Below are 25,110 nucleotides of genomic sequence, written 5' to 3'. Positions count from 1 at the left end.
CCGCTAAATGGGCATTTACATACTCAGGCGCCTTGCGCTGATCATTCCCACGCTGATCGGCATCATGCTACTCAACTTTGTCATCGTTCAGGCCGCTCCCGGCGGCCCGGTTGAGCAGCTCATTGCGGAAATGGAAGGCCACGGCGGCAGTGCCCTCGCCCGGGCGTCTGGCGGTGGCACCGGCGGCGAAGTAGCTGACTCCTCGGGAGACACGCGTGGCTCACGGGGCATTCCGGATGAACTCCTGAAAGAAATCGAGGTCATGTATGGCTTCGACAAGCCTGCCCATGAGCGCTTCTTCAAGATGCTTGGCGACTACGCCACCTTTAATTTCGGCGACTCCTTCTTCCGTGAAAAAAGCGTTATTGACCTGATTCTCGACAAAATGCCCGTTTCCATCTCTCTTGGGCTCTGGTCAACACTGATCATCTATTTGATATCGATTCCCCTGGGCATCCGGAAGGCCGTCAGTGATGGCTCCCGCTTCGATGTCTGGACCAGCTCCGCTATCGTGGTCGGCTATGCCATACCGGGCTTCCTGTTTGCCATACTTCTGATCGTACTCTTTGCCGGCGGCAGTTACTTTGACTGGTTTCCGCTCCGCGGACTGACCTCATCCAATTTCGAAGAGCTTGCCTGGTATCAGAAAATTGGTGACTACTTCTGGCATCTGGCTCTGCCGGTCACCGCCAATGTTATTGGGGGTTTTGCCACCCTGACACTGCTCACCAAAAATTCCTTCCTGGATGAAATCGGAAAACAATACGTGGTCACTGCCCGAGCCAAAGGCCTGGACCAGAAAGAAGTGCTGTATGGCCACGTTTTCCGTAATGCCATGCTGATTGTCATCGCCAGCCTGCCCGGGGTTCTGGTTTCCCTGTTCTTCACCGGATCGTTGCTCATTGAAGTCATTTTCTCCCTCGATGGACTGGGACTTCTGGGCTTCGAGGCAGCTCTGAACCGGGATTACCCGGTAATCTTCGGCACCTTGTTCATTTTTACGCTGATGGGACTGATTCTTAAGTTGATCAGCGATATCACCTATGTTCTGGTTGATCCGCGGATCGATTTCGAGAGTCGGGAGGGCGCATGAGCATTCGGTCCCTTACCCCGATTCAACAGAGACGCCTCAGGAACTTCCGGAAAAACCGCAGAGGTTTATGGTCTTTGTGGATCTTTCTGCTGCTCTTCAGCCTGTCATTGGTAGCGGAGGTGATTGCTAATGACGCACCACTGATTATCTCCTACAAAGGCGACTTTTATTTCCCGGTGGCGGAGTCTGTCCCGGAAGAAACCTTTGGCGGGTTCCTCCCTACAGAGGCCGACTATCGGGACCCATTTATAGCCGACGAGATCAACGCCAACGGCTGGATGCTCTGGCCTCCGATCCGCTTCAGTTACAACACCATCAATTACGATCTTGATGTACCGTCACCAGCGCCACCAAGTGCCGAGAACTGGCTGGGAACCGACGACCAGGGCCGTGATGTTGCCGCACGGGTGATCTATGGCTTCCGCATTTCTGTGTTGTTTGGACTGACTCTGACGATTGCCAGCTGTATCGTTGGCGTTGTAGTTGGTGCCATTCAGGGCTTCTACGGGGGCAAGACAGATCTCCTTGGCCAACGCTTCATCGAAATCTGGTCCGGTCTACCGGTGCTTTACCTGCTGATTATTCTTTCCAGTATTGTGCAGCCCAATTTTTGGTGGCTGCTCGGTATCATGCTGCTGTTCAGCTGGATGGGGCTGGTAGATGTGGTCCGGGCAGAGTTTCTACGGGCCCGAAACTTCGAATACGTAAAAGCCGCCAGGGCCCTTGGTCTGGATAACCGAAAAATCATGTTCCGACATATCCTGCCCAACGCCATGGTGGCCACCCTGACCTTTCTCCCGTTCATTCTCACAGGAGCAATCACGGGACTGACCTCCCTGGATTTCCTCGGCTTTGGTCTGCCCTCCGGCTCACCATCGCTGGGAGAGCTTATTGCTCAGGGCAAGGCCAACTTGCATGCACCCTGGCTTGGTATATCCGCCTTCGTTTCGCTGTCTCTGATGCTCACCCTGCTGGTGTTTGTCGGCGAAGCCGTGCGCGACGCCTTTGATCCGAGGAAGAGCTGATATGAGCCAACTGCTTCAGATCTCCGACCTCTCCATCTGTTTCGATCAGGCCGCACCTGCGGTCGAGTCACTCTCACTGGCCGTTGCTGAGGGCGAAACCCTCGCGCTGGTTGGCGAAAGTGGTTCGGGGAAATCGATTTCCGCACTGTCGATCCTGCGCCTTCTTGATGCACGCCACGCCCGTTACCCGAGTGGTCAGATCCATTATCGGGGAGAAGACCTTCTGGCCGCGCCGGAAAAGCGACTACGCCAGATCCGGGGACGGGAGATCGGAATGATTTTCCAGGAGCCAATGACGTCGCTAAATCCCCTTCATACGGTTGAAAGACAGATTGGGGAAACACTTGAGCTCCACAGAGGCATGCGCGGGCCACAGGCAAAACAACGCAGCCTGGAACTGCTTGAGCTGGTGGGCATACAAAACCCCGAAAGCAAGCTGACCGCGTATCCCCACCAGCTGTCCGGAGGGCAGAAACAACGCGTTATGATCGCCATGGCACTGGCCAACGAGCCCGACCTGTTGATCGCGGACGAACCGACCACAGCACTGGATGTCACCGTACAGAAGCAGGTTCTGGAACTGCTTCGGGATCTTCAGGAAAAGCTGGGTATGGCCATTCTCCTGATAACCCATGATCTGACCATTGTCAGACGCTATGCAGACCGCGTGGCAGTGATGGAACACGGAAAGCTGGTGGAGGAAGCAGATACCGACAGCCTCTTCTCAAATCCTCAGCACGCCTATACCCGAAAGTTACTTGACGCCGAGCCCCCGGAGGCACCACCTGCCCCTGAAAAACAGGCACATCCCTTGCTCACGGTTGATCAGCTCGACGTCCGTTTTACCATCCGGAAGAATCTTTTCGGCAAGGTGAAAGAGTCTTTCCATGCCGTTCAGAGTGCCGCCTTTGAACTGAACCGCGGCGAAACCCTCGGCATTGTCGGAGAAAGCGGCAGTGGCAAGACCACCATCGGTCATGCGCTACTGAAACTGACCGCCAGCACCGGTAGTATCTGCCTGGACGATACAGAGCTGGCTGCGCTGAACCAGAAGGAATTTCGTCCCTGGCGACGCCGGATACAGATCGTATTTCAGGATCCATTCGGAAGCTTGAGCCCGAGAATGTCGATCGCCGAAATAATCCGTGAGGGCCTGGAAATCCATGACTCACAAAATGCCGGCGAGCATGACCAGAAAGTGATCCGGGCACTGACCGACGTTGGTTTGGACCCGGAAGCACGGCACCGCTACCCACATGAGTTTTCCGGCGGACAACGTCAGCGCATTGCCATTGCGCGGGCACTGGTCCTGCAACCGGATCTGATCATACTGGACGAACCCACCTCAGCCCTCGACCGCACGGTGCAGAAACAGGTTATCGAGCTCTTGAGAGATATCCAGTCCCGTTATGGTCTAAGCTATATCTTTATCAGCCATGACCTGGCGGTTGTACGAGCCCTCAGCCACAAATTGCTGGTACTCCAACATGGCCGGATTGTGGAGTACGGCCAGGCGGCCGAAATCTTCCATGCACCCCGGGCGGATTACACCCGGGAGCTGCTGAATGCTGCGTTCTTTTACCAGCACTCGACTACGACTATTTGAGCGTTACCCCGACCAGAGCACTCAGGGATAATGCACTAAAATCAGGAACACAGGGAGAACGACCCATGGGAATCCTCAGTGGCAAGAAAGCACTGATCGTTGGCGTAGCCAGCAAACTGTCCATTGCTTATGGCATTGCCGAGGCCTTTGCGCGTGAAGGCGCTGAACTGGCATTTACCTACCAGAACGAAAAGCTGCAGCCACGGGTAGAGAAATTCGCGGAAGGATGGGGCAGCAAACTGACCTTTCCATGCGATGTTGCCAGCGACGAAGAAATTGAGAACGTCTTCAAGGAACTGGGGAAGCATTGGGACAACATTGACATCATCGTTCACGCCGTAGGCTTTGCGCCGGGTCACGAGCTGGATGGGAACTATGTTGATGTCACCACCCGTGAAGGCTTCCGCATTGCCCATGACATCAGCTCCTATAGCTTTGTTGCCCTGGCCAAGGGTGCCCGGAGCATGATGCATGAGGGCAGCTCGCTGATAACACTGAGCTATCTGGGTGCCGAGAAGGTTCTTCAGAACTACAATGTTATGGGTCTTGCCAAGGCTTCTCTGGAAGCAAACGTTCGTTATATGGCGTCCAGCCTTGGCCGTGATGGTATTCGCGTAAACGGCATCTCTGCAGGTCCAATCAAAACCCTTGCAGCCTCCGGTATCAAGAGTTTCCGTAAGATGCTTGCCGAAAACGCCAAACGTGCGCCGTTACGCCGTAACGTGACTATCGATGAGGTAGGCAATGCAGCTGCGTTTCTCGGCTCTGACATGGCTTCCGGGATTACCGGCGAGATCATGTACGTAGATGCCGGCTTCAACGTCACTGGCATGGGTGAGCTTGAAGAGTAAGTCATCTCGCTGGTGAAGTGAAAAAGCCGGCTCCGTGCCGGCTTTTTTCGTTACAAGCACTTCCTTTTGTCAATCCTGAGCCATCGCCGCAGCCACAGCCTCCACCCACTCAACATAGGCCGTTTCGTCGGACTCGATGATCCGCACGCCCACCAGAAAGCTGGTTTCATGTGGGCGACACCAGACCGCTTCAACCATCAAATTAAAAGGCTCGCAGTGGTTTCCAAGGTACACGCTTGTCGGCAACAGCGCCTCAGGGGACACGGGCTCCTCGGAAAACAGACAAAGCCCGCTCGCCGAAATATCGCGAATACCGCAAACAAGCCTTTTGGTCTCTGTGACTGCCTCTTCCGGCAACCCTGTCTCAAGTTCCAGAACCGCACGGGCCCTGGCCGTGAGACGGTAGTGAGCACGGTTGTCCTGATCCAGAGGTGGGTCACTCAGCGTTCCAAAACTGTAGTCTTTGTCTGCCATTATTGTTTTTCCTACTTCGGCAATATCAGTTACGGCCTACACGGATGCGGCCAACGACTCTGCTGAGGGCATCGTCGAATTCTGCAGAGGTTCCCAGAACACGAATACGCCCCTCGGCAACCTTCTCAACCAGTTCTTCCTCCAGAAACTCACGTCGATTGAGTCCCAGGCGATCCACGAATACCAATTTTCTGGACGCGTTGATACGCACTGCCAATTTCAGACGAACCGCTTCCTCCGGCTTTTCATTGGGCTCCACGACAATCCAGCCACCCAGCTTGATGGCGTCCACCTGCTTTTCTGCCAGTAGCTTACGTTCTTTCCAGATCCGCTCTTTTTCAGCATTTTCATCGTCAATACGCTGCTGTTCGACAGCCTGTCGCTCCTGCTCCAGAACGGCTGCCCGCGCCTCTTCTTCAGCTCTGCGCTTTGCTTCAGCAGCATCTTTTTCCCGCCTTAATTCCTCGGCACGCTTCTTTGCTGCTTCTGCGGCCTGCTCACGCTGTTGACGCTGCTTTTCACACACTCCGGCTAACAGCTCCACGGTTTCAGCCAATACCTTACCGAACGGTGCCAGCTTCGGCAGAGGCCGGATCTGCTCTTTCTCCAATGACGCCTGGAACTCGCTCCAGTCCTGCAGGCCCAGTTTTACCCCGGCGCCGTTTGTCCAGAGAATCTCTGCTGATTCCGACAGAAACGCGTAGAAGTAACGACGCTGCTCTTCTGTGCCTTCGCCTTCGACAAACCAACGTCCCTCAAACGGCTGAAACGTTTCTCTGGCGGGCACTTCGAAGCTCAGCCAGCTGCTGTCCCATTGCAAATCGCCGGCAGCTGAGAGCGCATCTACCAGATCGGGAACCTCTCCCCTGAGGCGCGAAACCATGACAGATTCGATCCCCGCCAGAGTCTCCGCCGGCAAGGTTTCGCTGTATACCCGCTTCCAGACGTCCAGGATGCGGTCGCCGATCTGCTCGCCAACATGATACAGACGGTTTCTGTCTTTATCAGACAGCTGGGGATCGCCTATCCAGACCAGCCATTCCAGTAGTTTACCGCCGTGCCGGAACGCCTCGCCTTCAAGGCCGGCATTCCAGACCGATTGCTTGAGCAGGCCCAACCAATAATCAAGAATAAACCGGACAATCGGTAACGGAAGGCTACGGCCCTGAAGAGCCCGACCCACCAACGCTCGTGCACACTGGTCTGCCTTGCGCTGCTTTGCCGCACCCTGCTCCGTCTCCAGAAGCCGTTGACGGAGTTTCCCCGCCTGGGCCATCCTCCTTGTGGAATCTTTCTGCCACTGGTGACAGAACGCCTCAACAGCATCCGTTTTATCGGATGCAAAACTGGCAGACACAGCAATTACCAGTGCATCAAGCTGATCCAGCAACGCCTTCGCCGAACGACCTCCGGAGTCGCTCCAGCCCCGCCACTCCTGGAGGCTGTCGAGCCAGGTCAGAAGGGTCTTGCTGAAGGCCTTTTTACCCTCAAGGTTCATTCGCCACGCAAAGTAAAAACGCAGACGAGCCACACGACGGGTCAGACTCGGATGCAGGCCACTTGTTTTCAGGAAGACATCCATGATGCGGTCGGCCACATACGCCGCGTTGACCTGCCGAGCAGACCACTCCAGATGCACAGAACGAATAAGATGGGTCACGCGTTCATCGCGCTGCTCAGCCCAACAGGAGTTCAATAGCGGAAGCCAGTCGTTTGCTACATCTGGATTCAGCTTTCCCGCCGGGTATGGGAGATCAGGCACTCGGATACCTGCCAGGACCTCATCAATCTTTCCAGAGACTGCTGCGACAGAAGGCACGTCCTTGGTTCTAACCTTGTTCTGCGACATGCGTTCCCCGTGCTCAAGAAGCGTTGAAAAGGCCCTGTAAATGACGCAGTATAACCAACTCGTCGGGGTTGACCGCAACCATGCGCCGACGTTATTCGCGTTAAACTGCAAATCTGTTGGCAAAATCACTGGCCCATCAGGGTTGCAAGGATCGGAATCGGGGAATCAGAACAACATGTCGGGCAACAAACTAGAGAATCTGAATGTGGCGAGCCAGGAAGCACTGATCACTCCTGAAGCGCTGAAAAAAGAGATGCCACTCTCTGATAAGGCCGCAGAAACCGTCTCAAAAGGCCGCCAGGCTATCTATGACATTATGGACGGAAAAGACCATCGATTATTTGTCGTGGTGGGCCCCTGCTCCATTCACGATGTCGAGGCCGCAAGGGACTATGCAGAGCGTCTGAAGAAGCTTGCCGATGAAGTCAGCGACACCCTGTTGATCGTCATGCGCGTCTATTTCGAGAAACCCCGTACAACGGTCGGCTGGAAAGGCCTTATCAACGACCCACACCTGAACGATACGTTCGATATTGAGCAAGGCCTTCACATCGGCCGCCGGCTGTTGCTGGATATTAACGAGCTGGGCCTGCCCGCCGCCACCGAAGCACTTGACCCGATTTCTCCGCAGTACCTGCAGGATACCATCGCCTGGTCTGCCATCGGGGCTCGTACCACGGAGTCACAGACTCACCGGGAAATGAGCAGTGGCCTGTCTATGGCGATCGGGTTCAAGAACGGGACCGATGGTTCCCTTGATGTCGCAGTCAACGCCATGAAATCCGTATCTCACCCTCACAGCTTCCTGGGAATTGATCAGCAGGGTCAGGTGGCGATCATTCGAACCAATGGTAACAATTATGGCCATGTGGTTCTGCGAGGCGGCGGTGGTAAACCGAACTACGATTCAGTCAGCGTTGCCCTATGCGAACAGGCAATGGACAAGGCTGGCCTCCGCAAGTCCGTGATGATTGACTGCAGCCATGCAAACTCGAGCAAAGATCCGGCTATTCAGCCGTTGGTTTTGCAGGACGTTACCCACCAGATTCTGGAAGGTAATGTTTCGATCCAGAGTGTGATGGTGGAAAGCAACATTAACTGGGGCAATCAGTCCATCCCTGAGAATCTGTCAGATCTCGAGTACGGAGTCTCGGTAACAGACGCCTGTATCGATTGGCCAGCTACAGAAAAGGCGATCAGGGATATGCGGGATAAACTCAAGGACGTACTGCCGAAGCGTAAGATCGGCTAACCAGGCAGGCCTATACAACGGGGAGCCTCAGCTTCCCGTTGTCATACTCCTCCGACCCAGTCCAGCCTCTCTCGCAGAGCAACCACGTGGCCGATAATGACCAACGTTGGCGGCTGAATATCTTCAGCGTTCACCCGGTCAACAATGTTGCACAGATTTCCTGTGACCACTTGCTGTTCCTTTGTTGTGCCCTTCGACACCAACGCAACAGGCATTTCCCTGGACATGCCGTGGGCTACAAGTTGCCGACAGATAACCGGAAGGCCAATCAGCCCCATATAGAACACCAGGGTCTGGTTGTTCTGAACAAAATCCTTCCACGGCAAATCGCATGTGTCATTCTTGAGATGGCCGGTCACGAACCGAACGGACTGGGCATGCTCCCGGTGCGTCAGTGGAATGCCGGAATAGGCAGCACACCCGGAGGCTGCAGTGATACCGGGTACTACCTGAAATCGGACCCCGGCCTCAGCCAGGGTTTCAATCTCTTCTCCACCGCGACCAAATATAAACGGATCGCCACCTTTTAAACGAACAACCTTCCGACCCTGCCTGGCCAGATCCACCAGTTGTTGATTGATCTGGTCCTGAGGCAAGGTGTGATTGGCTCGCTGCTTGCCAACATGAACCATCTCGGCGGTTTCCGGAATCATCGCCAGGATTTCCTGCGAAACCAGGCGATCGTAGAGAACCACTTCCGCTGAAGTGATCAGCCTCCAGGCTTTGAGCGTCAGCAGTTCGGGATCTCCCGGCCCAGCTCCCACCAGGGCTACCTCGCCCGCAGAGGTATTCGGATTCGAGGTAACCGGATTAACCCGATACCTGACCGGTGCGGGCGTTGCACCTACCTGCTGCCCTGGTACGCGCTCTGGCTGATCACTCATTGGATTTTTTCTACACCGCCCATATAGGGTCTAAGCACGTCGGGCACTACGATACTGCCGTCCGCCTGCTGGTAGTTCTCCATAACCGCAATCAATGCACGGCCAACAGCAAGGCCAGATCCATTCAGAGTGTGGACGGGCTCTGGTTTCCCGGTTTCCGGGTTACGCCAACGAGCATGCATTCGGCGCGCCTGGAAATCACGGGTATTGGAGCAGGAAGAAATTTCCCGGAACTTGTCCTGCCCCGGCAACCACACTTCCAGGTCGTAGGTTTTGGCTGCAGAAAAGCCCATGTCGCCGCCACAGAGAGCAACCACTCTATAGGGCAACTCCAGCAGTTGAAGTACCTTCTCTGCGTGACCTGTCAGGGCCTCCAGAGCAGCATCTGAGTCCTCTGGGCGAACTACCTGCACCATTTCAACCTTATCGAACTGGTGTTGGCGAATCATCCCGCGGGTATCCCGACCGTAGGACCCTGCCTCGCTGCGGAAACATGGAGTATGGCAGACCATTTTGAGGGGCAGCTCATTAGCATCAACAATGGTGTCCGAGACCAGATTGGTCGCTGGCACTTCCGCCGTGGGTATCAAGTACAACGGATGCTCACCCTCGGTTTTGAAAAGGTCTTCTTCGAATTTGGGTAACTGCCCTGTTCCATACAGGCTATCGGCATTGACCAGATAGGGTACGTACGTCTCCAGGTAACCATGTTCACGGGTGTGGAGATCCAGCATGAACTGGGACAGCGCCCGGTGTAACCGCGCCACCGGACCGCGCATAACGGCGAACCGTGAATGGGCCAGACGCGTCGCTGCCTCGAAATCAAGGCCTTTCAGGCCTTCGCCCAGAGCAACGTGATCTTTGGGTTCAAAATCAAAGCTTCCCGGAGTTCCCCAGGTACGAATCTCAACGTTATCGTCTTCACTCTCACCTGCAGGAACATCTTCGTCCGGAACATTGGGGATTCCGGCCAGGAAAGCGTTAAGCTCTTCCTGCAGAGAGCGAAGTTCATCTTCCGCTTCAGATTTCTGCTTCTTCAGATTTTCCACTTCCTCCAACAACGGCTGGATATCCTCACCGGCAGCTTTAGCCTTACCAATCGATTTGGACCGTTTGTTCTGCTCGCTTTGCAAGTTTTCCGTGCTTACCTGAATGGCACGACGGCGTTCCTCGAGCTGTTCAAAGGTGGCGACATCGAGTGCAAAGTTTTTGATGGCCAGCCGACGAGCTATCTCTTCTGTCTGGGTGCGGACACGTTTTGGATCGAGCATGATTATCCTGAATCTTCCGATTAACGATGTTTTGAATAACTGGCCATTATACTTGCACAGGCGCGCATGGCTACCGCAGCAAAGGGCTCAGGTATAGCGTTTGCGGGGGCTATCGGCATTGCGCGAATCCAGACGCTGACGTTTTTCGGCCAGCTTGATCTCCAGCCCGCGGTTCACCGGCTCGTAATATCGGCGCTGATGAACAGCCTCCGGCAAATAGGACTCCCCGGCAGCAAAGGCTTCCGGTTCATCATGGGCGTACCTGTAGGTATCTCCGTGACCCATGCTTTTCATTAGTTTGGTTGGTGCATTGCGCAGGTGGACCGGGACTTCATAGTCCGGGTCCTGGCGGATGTCCGCCATGCATCGATTGAAGGCGCTATAAACCGCATTGCTCTTGGGAGCCAATGCCAGGTAGGTCACTGCCTGGGCCAGAGCTAGCTCGCCCTCCGGAGAACCCAGGCGTTCCTGCGCATCCCACGCATCCATGCTGAGTTGAAGGGCCCGGGGATCGGCGTTCCCGATGTCTTCACTGGCAATCCTGACCAGACGACGGGCAACATAAAGAGGATCGCAGCCGCCATCCAGCATTCTGCAAAGCCAATAGAGTGAGCCATCCGGATCAGAACCACGCACGGATTTATGCAGCGCCGAGATCTGGTCGTAAAATACATCTCCGCCCTTGTCGAATCGGCGCAGACTGGTCTGCATAACCTGTTCGAGCTGCTCAGCTCTGATACGATCAGTTCCGGTCTCGTCCGATTCGGCCAGATCTGCGGCCACCTCCAGAATGTTGAGGGCGCGACGGGCATCGCCGCCTGATGCCGCGGCCATCAGGCCCAGCACGTCCTCATCGACCTGCAGACGCCCGCCAAATCCTGCCTCAACGGTCAGCGCACGATGCAACAGCCGAATAATATCCTCTTCACCAAGGTTTTTGAGCACGTAAACCCTGGTCCGCGACAGTAACGCACTGTTCAATTCAAAAGAGGGGTTTTCGGTGGTGGCGCCCACGAAGATAAAAGTGCCGTCTTCGATGTGGGGGAGAAACGCGTCCTGCTGACTCTTGTTGAAGCGATGCACCTCATCCACAAACAGCAACGTATCCCGACCTTGCGACTGCTTTCGATTGCGAGCCCGGTCCACAACCGCCCTAATCTCTTTCACACCGCTCAGTACGGCCGAGACGGTCTCGAAACTAAGATCACTGACGTTGGCTAACAGCTGGGCAAAAGTGGTTTTGCCCACTCCGGGTGGCCCCCAGAGTATCATGGAGTGGAGCTGGCCCTGCTCGACCGCCCGCCGAAGCGGTTTTCCCGGCCCTACCAAATGAGTCTGACCGACATAGTCATTCAGCGTTGCCGGGCGCATTCTCGCAGCCAGCGGGCGAAAACCGGCCGTTTCCTGGAACAGGCTGTCCTGCATCAGACCCCGTCCCGGATAATATCCACACCCTCCGGGTAATCCAGGGTGAACGCTCCGGCTTCAACAGACTCGTTGAGTCTTATCTGATCAAAGCTCAGAACACTCAGCTGTGCGAGGGAGTCCTGCATGCGCATCTCCTGCAACTCACCCTTGTAAAAGGTCAGTCTGAGAGACGTGAACAGGGAATCCGGGCTTAGAGGTTCTAGTGTGAATTCGCGGGTGTTGTCACCGATCTTGCGATCAGAAACCAGATAGGTCTCCTCAAGATTATCCACCTCACCACTCAGCAAGAGCGCGGGGGTGGATTGGACGCGGTCATCAAGGCTGTGAATAGTGACCTGTTCCAGATCGGGATCATACACCTCGACCGTTTCACCGTTGCTAACAATAAACTGAGACAGGGGCGCACTGGTTTCCCAGTAAAACAGGCCCGGACGCTTGGCTTTCAGAGAACCCCGGGTTTCCTGAACCTTATTGCCGTTCTCATTGACGACAATCTGAATAAAGTCCGCCTGATAAGATTCGTAGCCCCTGAGCAAAGAAGCCAGTTCGTCTGCACCTGTGCCTTCTTCGCTGGCAGCCAAGGGGCTGCCCAACAGCCCGGTTAGAACCAGCGTCGCCAAGATTTTCAGAAAGGACTGTCGCATTGATCGTTACTCCTAATCTCTGGGAGGCGGTGGTGCCAGGACCTCTCTGGCACCGTTGTGGCCTGCGGCGCTCACCACGCCTGATGCTTCCATGGCGTCAACCAGGTTTGCCGCCCGGTTGTACCCAATCTTGAATTTTCTCTGCACCGACGAAATTGACACCCGACGGCCCTCAGTAACGAATGCAACAGCCTCGTCGTACAAGGCATCACCTTCGCTATCTCCGCCCCCTTCTGACAGATTCGGGACTCCCGGCAGGCTCTCTCCTTCTGCACCATTGAGAACGTCGTCCACGTACACGGGCTCACCACGGGCTTTCCATGCACTAACCACACGATGAACTTCGTCGTCGTCCACAAACGCCCCATGCACCCGAACCGGTAGTCCCGACCCGGGTGGCAGGTAGAGCATGTCACCGTGACCCAAGAGTTGCTCGGCCCCGCCCTGGTCAAGAACCGTCCGCGAATCTATTTTTGAGGAGACCTGGAAGGACATCCTTGTAGGAATATTGGCCTTGATCAACCCGGTTATAACATCAACCGACGGCCTCTGGGTGGCGAGGATAAGGTGAATACCCGCTGCCCGGGCTTTCTGGGCAATACGGGCAATCAACTCTTCCACCTTTTTACCGACAATCATCATCATGTCGGCGAACTCGTCTATCACCACGACAATGAACGGCAGAGTATCGAGTTCTGGCCGATCCTGCTCATCGTTCGCGAGATATTCATCAGGCTTCCAGAACGGATCCAGAAGCGGTTCTCCAGCGGCCACTGCGTCATTAATCTTGCGATTGTAGCCCGCCAGGTTTCGAACTCCGAGACTGGCCATCAGTTTGTATCGGCGTTCCATTTCGGCCACACACCAACGCAAGGCATTGGCGGCCTCTTTCATGTCGGTAACCACAGGCGCCAATAGATGGGGTATGCCATCGTAGATGCTCAGTTCGAGCATCTTGGGATCAACCATGATGAAACGGACTTCATCAGGGCCTGCCTTCAGCAGCATACTCAGCAGCATTGCGTTAACGCCGACAGATTTACCGGATCCGGTGGTACCCGCCACGAGCAGATGCGGCATTTTCGCCAGATTGGCGACCATCGGGTTACCGCCAATATCATTGCCAAGCGCCAGTGTCAGCGGTGAGCTTGAATCCTGGAATACGGGTGCGCCGAGCACTTCACTCAGACGGACCATTTCGCGCTCTTCGTTGGGGATTTCGATACCGACGACTGACTTGCCCGGAATCACCTCAACAACCCTGACCGCCAGCACCGCCAGGGAACGCGCCAGGTCCTTGGCAAGATTTGATATCTTGCTTACTTTCACCCCGGGGGCAGGCTTGATCTCAAACCGTGTGATGACCGGCCCTGGATTGACTTCAACAACTTCTACGGAAACGCCGAAATCACCCAGCTTTTCCTCAAGAAGCCGTGACATGTGCTCCAGAGATTCTTCAGAGTAGCCTTTTTCCTTATGCTCCTCCGGCGGGTCCAGCAGCGAAATCGGCGGAATCGGACTCTCAATGTCCTCCAACAACGAAGGCTGCTTGGTTCCTTTGTCTTTTGACTGCGGACGCTGCTTCTCTTTTTTGAAGGGAGAAATCTTGAGCGATCGGCCAGCAGCTTCCGGAGTAGGCGCAGGTTTTGCCGTCCTATCGTCAACAACAGGAGGCTCGCTCCGGGAACTGAAACTTTCAAGCCGCGCCGGTTCCGGATCAACTTCCGCAGCGAAACCATCCAGAGCAGGCTCCCTGCGCTCACCCTCAGGCCTAGACGTTGTCTTAAGGTCTTTCTTTTTCTTCGAACCTAAGCCGGGGAACCCCTGCCACCAACGTCGTTTGCTGGGCCCGGTCTTTGTAACGCCGCTATCAGAAGGCGGCAGTTGATCCTTGACCACCGGGGGCTCGGCCTGAGCTTCAGGTTCTTTTTGCTGAGGCGTTCGCTTGAACAGACCCTTCAAGGCCAGACCGATTCTAAGCGTGGTTCCGCCCAACTGATCCATCAACCAGAACCAGGACAGACCTGTTGTTACCGTGAGCGCAAACAGAAAAATTGCTATCAACAGGAGTGTCGTAGCAGGCAGGTTGAAAAACCGGACCATCGCATCTGCTACAGCGGTTCCCAGGACGCCACCAGAGGAGGCACCTAACCCGAATACGGAATAGAGCGACAGCAGACTGGTAGCGGACAGAAGTATTAGCAGAAAGCCACCGAACCGCATCATAAACAGTGGCCAGTGCAGATCCAGGGAATCGTTACGGAGACGGATAAGCATCAACGCGTAACCAGCAATCATGACCGGAAACAGATAGGCTACGTGACCAAAGAAATCCATGAGAAGACTGGCCAGCCAGGCACCCGTCCGACCCGCATAATTCTGAACGTTGGTTTCATGGCCAATACTGGCCCAGCCCGGATCTGCGGGACTGAACGTAACCAGAGCCATGGAAAGATAAATACACAGAGCTACCAAGGCAATCACAGCACCTTCACGGGCGCCTTGGGCTGCCAGGCGGCGAAAGCGCTGCTGCTTTTCTGTCAGTTCCTGTGGTGCTTTCTTCGCTTTTGCAGATTCTGCCATGAATGCTCAGACGTTGCCGGTGCTTACGTTCCGAAGTGCCTGAAAGCCTCTTCCCAGATCGGTTTTCAGGTCTTCAACCGCTTCGATTCCTACGGAAATACGAATCAGGTTTTCCGTTATTCCGGCCCTCGCCTTGTCCTCCGGAGACAAACGTCCGTGGGTGGTGGTAGCCGGATGTGTGATCGTCGTTTTGACGTCACCCAGATTTGCGGTAATGGAGATCATCCGGGTGCTATCAATGAAGCGCCATGCCTCTTCTCGAGCCCCATTAAGCTGAAACGACAGAACTCCCCCAAACCCGGATTGCTGTTTCTTTGCCAGTTCATGCTGCGGATGACTCTGTAGCCCAGCATAGAACACACGATCCACTTCCGGCTGCTGCTCCAGCCATAGAGCCAACTCTAACGCATTGTCACAGTGCGCGCGCATACGAATCGGTAAGGTTTCCAATCCCTTCTGAAACACCCAGGCATTAAAGGGGCTCATGGTTGGCCCAGCCGAACGAAGGAAACCGTTTACTTCCTCCATCAGCTTCTCAGACCCGACCACAACACCACCTACGCACCTACCCTGCCCATCGAGGTATTTGGTAGCAGAGTGAATCACGATGTCAGCTCCCTGCTCCAACGGTCGCTGGAGCACAGGGGTACAGAAACAGTTATCCACAACAAACAGCGCATCGTTGTCAGCAGCCAACTGCCCCAATGCCGCCAGATCGGCTACTTCACACAGAGGATTGGACGGCGTTTCGACAAACAGCATCCGGGTTTCCGGACGTATAGCGCCCCGCCACTCGTTCATATCCGTTAGACTGACAAACGTAGTTTCCACTCCAAAACGAGCCATGTACTTCTGAAATAACACGTTCGTCGTACCGAATACGCCACGAGAGCAGATCACATGATCGCCACTTTTAAGCAGCGCCATGCAGGTGCTGAGGATTGCGGCCATACCAGAGGCTGTCGCAATCGCTCTCTCACCGCCCTCCATGGCTGCAATCCTGCCTTCAAAGGCCTGCACTGTGGGATTGGTAAATCGAGAATAGATGTTACCAGGCTCATCTCCGCCAAAACGGGCTGCTGCCTGGGCCGCACTGCCATACACGAAACTGGATGTCGGAAATATCGCATCGCTGTGCTCAAGCTGCCCGGTCCGGATCTGCCCGGCCCTCACCGCAAGGGTGTCTACTGACATATCGTCTAGATCCGATTCCGGAATCCAGACAGTCTCTTCGCGGCGAAAGGTCATCAAATACTCCTGCCTGATAGGGCTATTTCAGTCTTCGTCATTGTAAAGATCAATAATACCGTTATCGCCTGATGCGGCACCGGTGCTCTTGAATCGCTTGTCATCATTGCGCATTTCTTCCAGGCGATTCAGGTAAGCCGCATCGACATCGCCGGTAACGTAGTTGCCGGTGAATACAGAACACTCCCAGCCTTCAATGTCGTCGTTGACATCACTGACGCACGTCACCAGATCCTCCAGATCCTGATACAGCAGCCAGTCAGCCCCAATCAGCTCCCGGATCTCCTCCACGGTGCGGTCATGGGCAATCAATTCACTGGCCGAAGGCATATCGATTCCATACACATTCGGGTAGCGCACGGGGGGGGCTGCAGACGCAAAATAAACCTTGCGGGCACCGGCGTCCCGGGCCATCTGGACGATCTCCTTGCAGGTAGTGCCACGCACGATCGAGTCATCTACCAGCATGACGTTTTTGCCACGGAACTCCAGATCAATAGGATTCAGCTTCTGGCGAACGGATTTCTTGCGCATTTTCTGGCCGGGCATGATGAATGTCCGACCGATATACCGGTTCTTGATAAACCCTTCCCGGAATTTCACGCCCAGACGATGCGCCATCTGCATGGCAGAGGTACGGCTAGTGTCCGGAATAGGCATAACCACGTCGATATCGTGATCTGGCGCCTCCCGGAACACCTTCTCGGCCAGAGTCTCACCCATCCGCAGACGAGCTTTGTAGACCGATACCTTGTCAATAATCGAGTCTGGCCGGGCAAAATAAACGTGCTCGAAAATACATGGATACAGATGAGGCTGTTCCGCGCACTGGCGGGTGTACAGGGTTCCGTCGGTTTCAATATAGACCGCCTCACCCGGCGCGATATCGCGAACGAGAGTGTAACCCGCAGCACTCAGTGCAACGCTTTCAGAGGCTATCATGTACTCCTTCCGACCATCTTCAGCGGTCCGCTCTCCGTAACAGGCCGGACGGATGCCGTTCGGATCCCGGAAGCCCACGATGCCGTAACCCGTAATCATGGCAATCGCTGCATAAGCACCACGACAGCGCTTATGAACCGCTCTGACCGCCGAGAAAATCTCGTCCTTGGTAGGGTCGAGCTTGCCCAGCTTCTGCAGTTCATGGGCAAACACGTTCAGCAAGACTTCTGAGTCAGAATTGGTGTTAATGTGGCGCAGATCGGTCCGGAACAGGTCCTTGCTCAATTCATCCGCGTTGGTGAGATTCCCGTTGTGGGCCAGTGTAATCCCATAGGGACTGTTCACGTAAAACGGCTGGGCTTCAGCAGAACTGGAACTACCCGCAGTGGGATACCGAACGTGGCCCAGACCGACGTTGCCCACCAACCGGCGCATATGGCGGGTGTGGAACACATCCCGTACCAGACCGTTATCTTTGCGGAGAAAAAACCGATCATCCTGAAACGTAACAATGCCCGCCGCGTCCTGGCCCCGGTGCTGAAGTACAGTCAGCGCATCATAGAGCGACTGATTGACGTTGGAAGTACTGACGATGCCGACAATGCCACACATGGATAAGTGTATCTCCGAGTGTTAAAACTGAATGTTAGCGGGACGCAGACGCGGGTTGCACGTCTTCCTGCTCTGTAAGAGGTTCCGGTTCCGGTGCGTTTTCAGGCGCAGGCCCCAGGAAACGTGCGAATTCATCGCCCAGAGTACGCCTGGACCAGTCTTCTACCACGGCCAGGCGATCAATAATAATCGAGGTTCGCCACCACGTATCCTGCGCCAGTGGCGTGTAACGGGTAAATGCGATGGCAACAATCACCACCACCACACCGCGCAGTAGCCCAAACCCCATGCCCAGTACCCGGTCGGTAGCCGACAGACCGGTAGCCCGGATCAGATGGCCAATCATATTATTGATGATAGCGCCGACGATGAGCGTTCCGAAAAAGAGTATGGCAAAGGCTGCGATTAGCCGTACCAGAGGTGTCTCAACTGAATTTTCAAGCAGGGACTGCATCTGGGGATGGAAAGTTCTGGCCAAGATAAACGCGCCAACCCAAGTCACCAGTGACAGGGCTTCACGTACAAAGCCCCGCTTCAGACTGATGAGAGTGGACACTGTAATCAGGGCGATAATGACCCAGTCAATCCAGATCAGCGCTTCCATTGAAAACCCGGTGGAGAAAAGGAAGCGCGAATTCTATCAGGAAACCCCGGCTCGCCAAACCGCCAGACACACATAAACAGGATCGTGGCCTCTATTTTTCCCCGGAGGTGACCAGGCTATTCAGACTAAAGGCGTCATCCAGAGCCCTTTTCGCGGATTCAGCTTCAGATTCGGAGGCAAAAGGCCCGCTGAAGACACGGGTCAAAGTAGCATCGCCACGCACAACTTCCTGCAAATGGGAACCATATCCTTTCTCGCGAACCTGGTCTCTCAGGCGACGGGCATTGTCTGCATTACCGAAGCTCCCTAACTGCACCACCCAGGCGCCTTCCAGGGATCGCTCGAATTCAGCCGCTTCCACAGTGCTGTTTTCTTCCGCCTGTGCGTCAGTTTCTACCGGTACCGCAACTGAATCCTCTACTGGCTCCTGGCTTGCCTCCTCCACGGACTCAGCGGTATCCGAGGGCTCAGGTACCGGGTTCGCTGCCACGTCGGCCGGAGACTCTTCAAGCATGCGATATGCCGGAGAATCATCATTTTCGCCAACGGCTGGCTCCGCCACAGTGGTATCGCTGGATTCCAGTCCATAGGACGGCGCAGGTGTCATTTCTGATTCTGGCGCTTCAACTTCCGGGAACGGCGGTTCTTCCGGAATCTTTATGTTGGTAGAGGTTCGCTCGGAATGAGGCTCATCAAAAAGCATGGGAACAAAGATAACCGCCAGAGAGACAAGCACCAGCGCCCCGATTATTCTCTGTTTCAGTCCATCCACGTTGTTACGCCCCTAACTGTTGTGACCGAGCCCCTTCGGGCACCATTTCGCAGATACTAACTGCCTGGAAGCATGAACTCAAAGCGCGTCCCTCGCCATGGACAAAGTTTAAGACACTTCATCTAGCTTTGATTTCTCTTATCAGCGAGCAGAACTTCCCGCCCTTCGGCGACCGTGTAAAATGACCCGAATACAATCACGAGATCCGCAGGTGCTGCCTCAGATAGCGCTGCATGAAGCGCCTCGTGTACCGAACGCCAAGCTGAGGCACTAACTGCGTTGTCGAGCCTTGCCTGCAAATCATGGCTCGAAAGACCTCGAGGCACAGCGAGATCCGCCAGATACCAGGCGTCGACCACGTCAGTCATGGCCCTCACAACCCCTGCCACATCTTTATCTGAGAGTGCGCCATAGACGGCATGGACACGTCGACCGCCGGCTTTAAGAATGCTGAGTTGCCCCGACAGCCACCTTGCGGCATGGGGGTTATGCCCTACATCCAGAAAAACATCAGGAGAGCTTCCAAGCTGCTCAAAACGCCCCGGCATACTCAGGCCGTCGAGACTTTGCTCAATCGCAGAAACTGGCAAATCCGGTTCAAGGGTACTCATGGCAACAACGGCGGCCGCCAGGCTTTTAACCGACAAGGGGCCGGCAGGTATACGAATCGCCCGATCACGGTAACGGAGCATCATGGATGGAAACGCGGAGGCAGCGAACTGCTCTGCCTTCAACTCGTACTCCTGACCAAACCTGGCCAGCGAAACACCCTGGGCTGCCGCCTGCTGAAGCACAGAACGCGGCGGATCGGACTCAGCATACACTGCCGGTATACCGGTTCGAAGAACACCAGCTTTCTCAAAACCGATCACCTCCCGGTTATCACCGAGAAATGCCACATGGTCGATGTCTACCGATGTCAGGATGACAATATCTGCATCCATGACATTCACCGCATCCAGCCGACCACCAAGACCGACCTCAAGGATCCAGTCCTCGACCCCGGCCTGGGAAAAAGCCACAAAGGCTGCCAGAGTTCCAAACTCGAAATAGGTAAGCGATACATTACCCCGAGCAGCCTCAACCGCCTCAAACGCACTAACAAGCGCGTCGTCAGGAATATCCTCACCATTCACACGTACCCGCTCGTTATAGCGCTGGAGATGAGGAGACGTATAGGCTCCAGTATGTCGGCCAGCCCGCTGCAATAACGTCTCTAATGCGGCCACAGCGCTACCCTTGCCATTGGTACCCGCCACCGTAATGATACGGGCGTCCGGCTTACGCCGGAAAAGACGGCGAAAAACCACTAACACCCGATCCAGGCCTAAATCAATTTCTGTGGGATGTATCGCTTCAAGGTAAGCAAGCCACTGATCGACAGTAGCACCAGTCTCCGGCGGAACCGGAGACTGGTCAGCATGATTATTCGGCGGGAGCATCGGTTTCAGGCTTTTCCGAAACTTCAAATTCGATAGGTTCTTCTGTTCCAGGACGCTCCTGGTCGGTGAACTTGGCGAGCACATGAGCAATTCGCTCACGCATCTGGTGACGATGGAGGATCATGTCTATGGCGCCGTGCTCAAGCAGAAACTCGCTACGCTGGAAGCCTTCTGGCAGCTTTTCGCGGACCGTCTGTTCAATAACACGGGGGCCGGCAAAACCAATCAAGGCGTTCGGTTCAGCGATGTTAAGATCGCCCAACATCGCCAGACTGGCGGAAACACCACCAAACACAGGATCCGTCATGACCGAGATGTAAGGAATGCCCTCAACCTTCATCCGCTCAAGAACTGCGGCCGTTTTAGACATCTGCATCAACGAAAGAATCGCCTCCTGCATACGGGCACCACCACTGGCGGAAAAACAGACCAGCGGAATCCTTTCCTGGAGAGCCACATTCGCCGCCTGCACGAATTTCTCACCGACAACCTGCCCCATGGAGCCACCGAGAAAGCCGAACTCAAAAGAGCAGGCTACCAAAGGTACTCCAAGCGTTGTGCCTTTCATGGCAATCAGGGCATCTTTTTCACCCGTTGCTTTCTGAGCCTGGGACAGGCGATCCTTGTAGCGCTTGCTGTCCTTGAACTTCAGCCTATCCCACGGCTCGAGTTCGGCCGCAATCTCTTCGCGTCCGTCAGGATCCAGAAAAATATCCAGACGCCGACGAGCCGCTACTCTCAGGTGATGATTGCATTTGGGGCAAACATCCAGGTTTTTCTCAAGCTCCGGCTTATACAGAAATCCGCCGCACTTGGGACATTTCTTCCAAAGCCCCTCCGGCACCCCGGTCCTCTGCTTGGATTCCGAGCGAATTTTGCTCGGCATGATCTTGTCCAGCCAGTTACTCATGATCTCATCCTGTCCTTTGACACCTGTTTGCCCTCCTCCTGTTCACTCAGGAGGCGAGACTGTCCAGTGCTTCGCGCATCGGGTGGAGCAGATCCGTCAATGCCCGCTTGAGCTGGTCGGTATCCGCCTGATTTCTGGCTATTGTATCGACCAGGACGCTGCCAACAATTACACCATCGGATACCCGCCCCACCGCTTCGGCTGTCTCCGCATCCCGAATACCAAATCCGACACCAACGGGAAGCGCTGTCAGCTCGTGAATATGGTTCACTTTGGAGGCGACCTCGTCCACGTCAATGGTGGCGGACCCTGTCACACCCTTAATAGAAACATAGTACACATAGCCGGATGAGTGCTCACTGATCGCCCGAATCCGTTCATCCGTCGTGGTTGGCGACAGCAGGAAGATCGCATCAAGACTTCTCTGAGTGAACAACGGAATAACTTCATCCGCTTCTTCCGGCGGCAGATCCACCGTCAGAATGCCATCCACACCGGCATCCTTGGCGGCGTCTGCAAATTCTTCATAACCCATTGCTTCCATCGGGTTCAGATAACCCATCAGCACCACCGGGGTGCTGGCGTCTGACTCCCGGAACTCCTTGACCATGGCGATCACCTGACGTAACGACGTACCATGGACCAGAGCACGTTCGCAGGCCAGCTGGATAACCGGCCCGTCCGCCATCGGATCAGAAAACGGAACTCCAAGCTCAATAATATCAGCACCCGCCTTTACGAGCGTATGCATCAGATCCACCGTGACATCCGGATGGGGGTCGCCGGCGGTGATATAGGGAATAAGTGCCTTTCGGCCTTGTCCTTTCAGGGCCGTGAGGACCCCTTCAATTCGGCTCATGCCTGCTCCTGTTGATTCTTCAGATCTCGATGCCTTCAAGATTGGCAACTGTGTTGATGTCCTTGTCACCACGCCCGGAGACATTGATAACGACGGTCTGATCTTTATCCATGGTCGCCGCCAGCTTGATGGCGTAGGCTACCGCATGAGCGCTTTCCAAAGCGGGCATGATACCTTCTACCCGAGTCAGTTTCCGGAATCCTTCCATAGCCTCATCATCTGTCACTGACACGTAATTTGCCCGACCGATGTCTTTCAACCAGCTGTGCTCAGGCCCAACACCCGGGTAATCAAGGCCGGCACTCACTGAATGCGTGCCTGCAATCTGACCGTTCTCATCTTCCATAAGATAGGTACGGTTGCCGTGCAGAACCCCTGGGCGGCCAGCACATAGCGGTGCAGCGTGCTTGCCGGTATCAATACCCAGACCACCCGCTTCCACTCCGTAAAGCTCTACAGACTCATCAGACAGGAACGGGTAAAAAAGGCCAATGGCGTTTGAGCCACCGCCCACACAGGCCACCAGGGCATCCGGCAATTTGCCCGTCTTTTCCAGAGCCTGACGACGGGTTTCCCGCCCGATAACCGACTGAAAATCCCTGACCAGCAAGGGGTATGGATGAGGGCCTGCGACAGTACCGATGATGTAGAAGGTATCATCTACGTTCGCCACCCAATCCCGCATGGCATCATTCATGGCATCTTTGAGGGTCTTGGTTCCACTCTCAACCGCATGCACGGTCGCTCCCAACAACTTCATACGGAACACGTTGAGAGACTGGCGCTGAACATCCTCGGCGCCCATGAATACATGACATTCAAGCCCCAGGCGTGCACAAACCGTAGCCGTGGCAACACCATGCTGACCGGCGCCCGTTTCAGCAATAATGCGTTTCTTGCCGAGGAAGCTGGCAAGCAAAGCCTGCCCGATCGTATTGTTTACCTTGTGAGCACCGGTATGACAGAGGTCTTCACGCTTGAGCCAGATCTGAGCGCCGCCGGTTTCGCGGCTCAGGCGTTCTGCGAAATACAATGGCGTTGGGCGGCCAACATAATCCGCCAGCTCTTTATCAAACCGCGCCTGGAATTCCGGATCTTGCTTCAGGCGAGAGTACTCCTGCTCAAGAATCATCAGAGAGTCCATCAACGTCTCGGAAACAAATCGCCCACCAAAGGCCCCAAAGTGACCCCGCGCATCCGGCAGTGCGCTCAGCATTTCTTCAGTCAGTTTTACAGACACGGTGAACCTCTTTAATAAAATGAGAAATTTTTTGAATGTCTTTGATGCCTTTGCTCTGTTCGACACCACCGCTGACATCCACCGCCCAGGGTTCCACCTGCTTAACCGCGGTAAATACGTTAGCAGATGACAACCCGCCGGCCAATATAACCGGGAGCGGCCGGTCATCAGGGATCAGGTCCCAGTTGAACGACTTCCCGGTGCCACCAAAATGATTCGGATCCCAGGCGTCAACCAGCAGACCGGAGGCACTCTGAAACTGCTCAAAAGCGGCCACAATCTGCTCCCCATCCCGAACCCGAATGGCCTTGATCCAACGACGGCCGAAACTGTCACAAAATTCGGCGGTTTCGTCGCCATGAAACTGCAGCAAATCCAGAGGGACCTTATCCAGAACCGCCTTAACCTCTTGCTCGGTAGGGTTAACAAACAACCCGACAACCGACACAAATGCAGGAACGCGACTCGCCAGTTCAACGGCCTCTTCAACAGAAACAGACCGCGGACTGGGTTCATAGAACACGAGGCCCAAGGCATCGGCGCCGCATTGAACAGCGCTGTCGATATCCTCGGGACGGGTAAGACCACAAATCTTGACCCTGACACTCATTGGCTCGAAACCCGCTGTTTAACATGAACGTGTGTTGGTGGGAACGGGGTGTTTTCCGCCCGGCTGAACCATGGTCTCAAGAACCCAGGACCACACTCGGCTGCAGGTATCCCGAATTCGTCCGGGTAACCCACGTCCACCAGGTAAAGCCCATGGGGAGATGCAGTCACCCCGGCAACCGTCCGGTCTCTGGCCTCCAGTATCTCATGAATCCAGTCTGCTCGCTGCTTTCCCGTCCCAACCGCCATCAAGGCACCAGCAATATTCCGAACCATGTGATGAACAAAAGCATTGGCCTGAACGTCTATTACGACGAAATCACGCTTGCGGGTTACTGAAATACGCTCAAGAAACCGAACGGGGGTTCTCGATTGGCAGCCAGCGGCCCGGAACGACGAGAAGTCGTGCTCTCCTACCAGTACCTGAGCGGCCTGATGCATACGTTCGGCGTCTAACGGGCGAAAGGTCCAGCTCACCTGACCGCGCTGAATGCCGGGGCGCACAGGGTTGTTGCAGATAACGTATCTGTAACGCCTGTAGGTCGCGGAAAATCGTGCATGAAAATCGTGGATGCCATTTCCTGCCCAATGCACAGAAATGTCCTCGGGCAATGCCGTGTTGATACCCATGACCCACGAACGCAGATTCCGGACAGACGAAGTATCAAAATGGACAAGCTGATAACTGGCGTGCACTCCCGCGTCGGTTCGCCCGGCACACACCAGATCAACCGGGTGATCCGCAACCCTTGCAACCGCTTCAGTCAGCTCCGCTTCAACCGAGCGCACGCCCGATTTCTGGAACTGCCAGCCATGGAAATGTCGACCATCGTATTCAAAAGCCAGAGCGACGCGCCCTGCCCCTATGGCGTTGTCCGTAGTGAGGTGCTGGGTTTGGAGAAACAATTGTAA

At 55.1% G+C, this 25,110-nt stretch carries 21 protein-coding genes and 1 pseudogene; 5 read left to right on the top strand and 17 right to left on the bottom strand.

The features are described 5' to 3' along the window. The first annotated feature begins 7 nt into the window (after nucleotides 1-7). The 4 genes from KO499_RS17980 to KO499_RS17965 all read left to right on the top strand — a co-directional run bounded on the left by KO499_RS17980 (nucleotide 8) and on the right by KO499_RS17965 (nucleotide 4,575). Nucleotides 8-1,093, top strand: coding sequence for a microcin C ABC transporter permease YejB (locus KO499_RS17980; protein ID WP_215985122.1), 1,086 nt, complete (start codon nucleotides 8-10; stop codon nucleotides 1,091-1,093). Further along, nucleotides 1,090-2,118 (top strand): ABC transporter permease, encoded by a 1,029-nt coding sequence (locus tag KO499_RS17975; RefSeq protein WP_215985121.1) that lies wholly within the window; start codon nucleotides 1,090-1,092, stop codon nucleotides 2,116-2,118. The genes KO499_RS17980 and KO499_RS17975 overlap by 4 nt, the downstream gene beginning before the upstream one ends. A gap of 1 nt (nucleotide 2,119) precedes the next feature. Then, entirely contained in the window at nucleotides 2,120-3,724 is a 1,605-nt protein-coding gene (locus tag KO499_RS17970; RefSeq protein ID WP_215985120.1) for an ABC transporter ATP-binding protein, read from the top strand. 65 nt (nucleotides 3,725-3,789) lie between these two features. Beyond that, entirely contained in the window at nucleotides 3,790-4,575 is a 786-nt protein-coding gene (locus KO499_RS17965; protein WP_215985119.1) for an enoyl-ACP reductase FabI, read from the top strand. Between the two features lie 69 nt (nucleotides 4,576-4,644). On the opposite strand, the gene KO499_RS17960 is transcribed toward KO499_RS17965, so the two are convergent. Together KO499_RS17960 and KO499_RS17955 are read right to left on the bottom strand one after the other, a co-directional pair. Further along, nucleotides 4,645-5,049 carry a PilZ domain-containing protein gene (locus tag KO499_RS17960; RefSeq protein WP_215985118.1) on the bottom strand — a complete coding sequence of 135 codons (405 nt, stop codon included), beginning with the start codon at nucleotides 5,047-5,049 and terminating at the stop codon, nucleotides 4,645-4,647. Between the two features lie 25 nt (nucleotides 5,050-5,074). Continuing rightward, complete coding sequence (locus KO499_RS17955) at nucleotides 5,075-6,898, bottom strand: DUF1631 family protein (RefSeq protein WP_215985117.1); 1,824 nt, start codon at nucleotides 6,896-6,898, stop codon at nucleotides 5,075-5,077. Nucleotides 6,899-7,073: 175 nt separating this feature from the next. Here KO499_RS17955 and KO499_RS17950 point away from each other — a divergent pair, with 175 nt between their 5' ends. Beyond that, nucleotides 7,074-8,150 carry a 3-deoxy-7-phosphoheptulonate synthase gene (locus KO499_RS17950; RefSeq protein ID WP_215985116.1) on the top strand — a complete coding sequence of 359 codons (1,077 nt, stop codon included), beginning with the start codon at nucleotides 7,074-7,076 and terminating at the stop codon, nucleotides 8,148-8,150. 41 nt (nucleotides 8,151-8,191) lie between these two features. On the opposite strand, the pseudogene cobA reads toward KO499_RS17950, so the two are convergent. From cobA to truA, 15 genes and pseudogenes are all read right to left on the bottom strand, one after another. Further along, nucleotides 8,192-9,004 (bottom strand): annotated as a pseudogene (cobA, locus tag KO499_RS17945) (uroporphyrinogen-III C-methyltransferase); the annotation flags it as partial. A 26-nt stretch (nucleotides 9,005-9,030) separates the two neighbouring features. After that, entirely contained in the window at nucleotides 9,031-10,305 is a 1,275-nt protein-coding gene (gene serS / locus KO499_RS17940) for a serine--tRNA ligase (protein ID WP_215985114.1), read from the bottom strand. Nucleotides 10,306-10,392: 87 nt separating this feature from the next. Further along, entirely contained in the window at nucleotides 10,393-11,730 is a 1,338-nt protein-coding gene (locus KO499_RS17935; RefSeq protein ID WP_215985113.1) for a replication-associated recombination protein A, read from the bottom strand. Then, nucleotides 11,730-12,377 carry an outer membrane lipoprotein chaperone LolA gene (gene lolA / locus KO499_RS17930; RefSeq protein ID WP_215985112.1) on the bottom strand — a complete coding sequence of 216 codons (648 nt, stop codon included), beginning with the start codon at nucleotides 12,375-12,377 and terminating at the stop codon, nucleotides 11,730-11,732. The genes KO499_RS17935 and lolA overlap by 1 nt, the downstream gene beginning before the upstream one ends. Before the next feature lie 12 nt (nucleotides 12,378-12,389). Beyond that, nucleotides 12,390-14,960 (bottom strand): DNA translocase FtsK, encoded by a 2,571-nt coding sequence (locus KO499_RS17925; protein ID WP_215985111.1) that lies wholly within the window; start codon nucleotides 14,958-14,960, stop codon nucleotides 12,390-12,392. A gap of 6 nt (nucleotides 14,961-14,966) precedes the next feature. Next, entirely contained in the window at nucleotides 14,967-16,208 is a 1,242-nt protein-coding gene (locus KO499_RS17920; protein ID WP_215985110.1) for an O-succinylhomoserine sulfhydrylase, read from the bottom strand. Nucleotides 16,209-16,235: 27 nt separating this feature from the next. After that, on the bottom strand, nucleotides 16,236-17,762 hold the full coding sequence (gene purF, locus KO499_RS17915) for an amidophosphoribosyltransferase (protein ID WP_215985109.1): 1,527 nt from the start codon (nucleotides 17,760-17,762) through the stop codon (nucleotides 16,236-16,238). 34 nt (nucleotides 17,763-17,796) lie between these two features. Continuing rightward, complete coding sequence (locus tag KO499_RS17910) at nucleotides 17,797-18,366, bottom strand: CvpA family protein (RefSeq protein ID WP_215985108.1); 570 nt, start codon at nucleotides 18,364-18,366, stop codon at nucleotides 17,797-17,799. Between the two features lie 91 nt (nucleotides 18,367-18,457). Then, a complete protein-coding gene (locus tag KO499_RS17905; RefSeq protein WP_215985107.1) occupies nucleotides 18,458-19,138 on the bottom strand; it encodes an SPOR domain-containing protein in 681 nt (226 codons plus the stop codon). Between the two features lie 122 nt (nucleotides 19,139-19,260). Then, complete coding sequence (gene folC, locus KO499_RS17900; protein WP_215985106.1) at nucleotides 19,261-20,580, bottom strand: bifunctional tetrahydrofolate synthase/dihydrofolate synthase; 1,320 nt, start codon at nucleotides 20,578-20,580, stop codon at nucleotides 19,261-19,263. Further along, entirely contained in the window at nucleotides 20,564-21,490 is a 927-nt protein-coding gene (gene accD / locus KO499_RS17895) for an acetyl-CoA carboxylase, carboxyltransferase subunit beta (protein WP_215985105.1), read from the bottom strand. The genes folC and accD overlap by 17 nt, the downstream gene beginning before the upstream one ends. 46 nt (nucleotides 21,491-21,536) lie before the next feature. Continuing rightward, the gene (gene trpA, locus KO499_RS17890) at nucleotides 21,537-22,349 is read right to left on the bottom strand and encodes a tryptophan synthase subunit alpha (protein ID WP_215985104.1); all 813 of its coding nucleotides are present in this window, start codon (nucleotides 22,347-22,349) and stop codon (nucleotides 21,537-21,539) included. Between the two features lie 19 nt (nucleotides 22,350-22,368). Then, complete coding sequence (trpB, locus tag KO499_RS17885; RefSeq protein ID WP_416240403.1) at nucleotides 22,369-23,577, bottom strand: tryptophan synthase subunit beta; 1,209 nt, start codon at nucleotides 23,575-23,577, stop codon at nucleotides 22,369-22,371. Then, on the bottom strand, nucleotides 23,570-24,199 hold the full coding sequence (locus tag KO499_RS17880) for a phosphoribosylanthranilate isomerase (RefSeq protein WP_215985102.1): 630 nt from the start codon (nucleotides 24,197-24,199) through the stop codon (nucleotides 23,570-23,572). Before KO499_RS17880 ends, trpB begins: the two co-directional genes overlap by 8 nt. Beyond that, nucleotides 24,196-25,104: a tRNA pseudouridine(38-40) synthase TruA gene (truA, locus tag KO499_RS17875; protein WP_215985101.1), complete on the bottom strand. Its 909-nt coding sequence runs from the start codon at nucleotides 25,102-25,104 to the stop codon at nucleotides 24,196-24,198. Before truA ends, KO499_RS17880 begins: the two co-directional genes overlap by 4 nt. Nucleotides 25,105-25,110 lie beyond the last annotated feature (6 nt).

The sequence above is a fragment of the Marinobacter sp. F3R08 genome (assembly GCF_018860425.1).
Lineage (GTDB): Bacteria > Pseudomonadota > Gammaproteobacteria > Pseudomonadales > Oleiphilaceae > Marinobacter.
The sequence above is the reverse complement of the archived record's forward strand: the minus strand, read 5'-3'. Positions and strand labels throughout refer to the sequence as shown.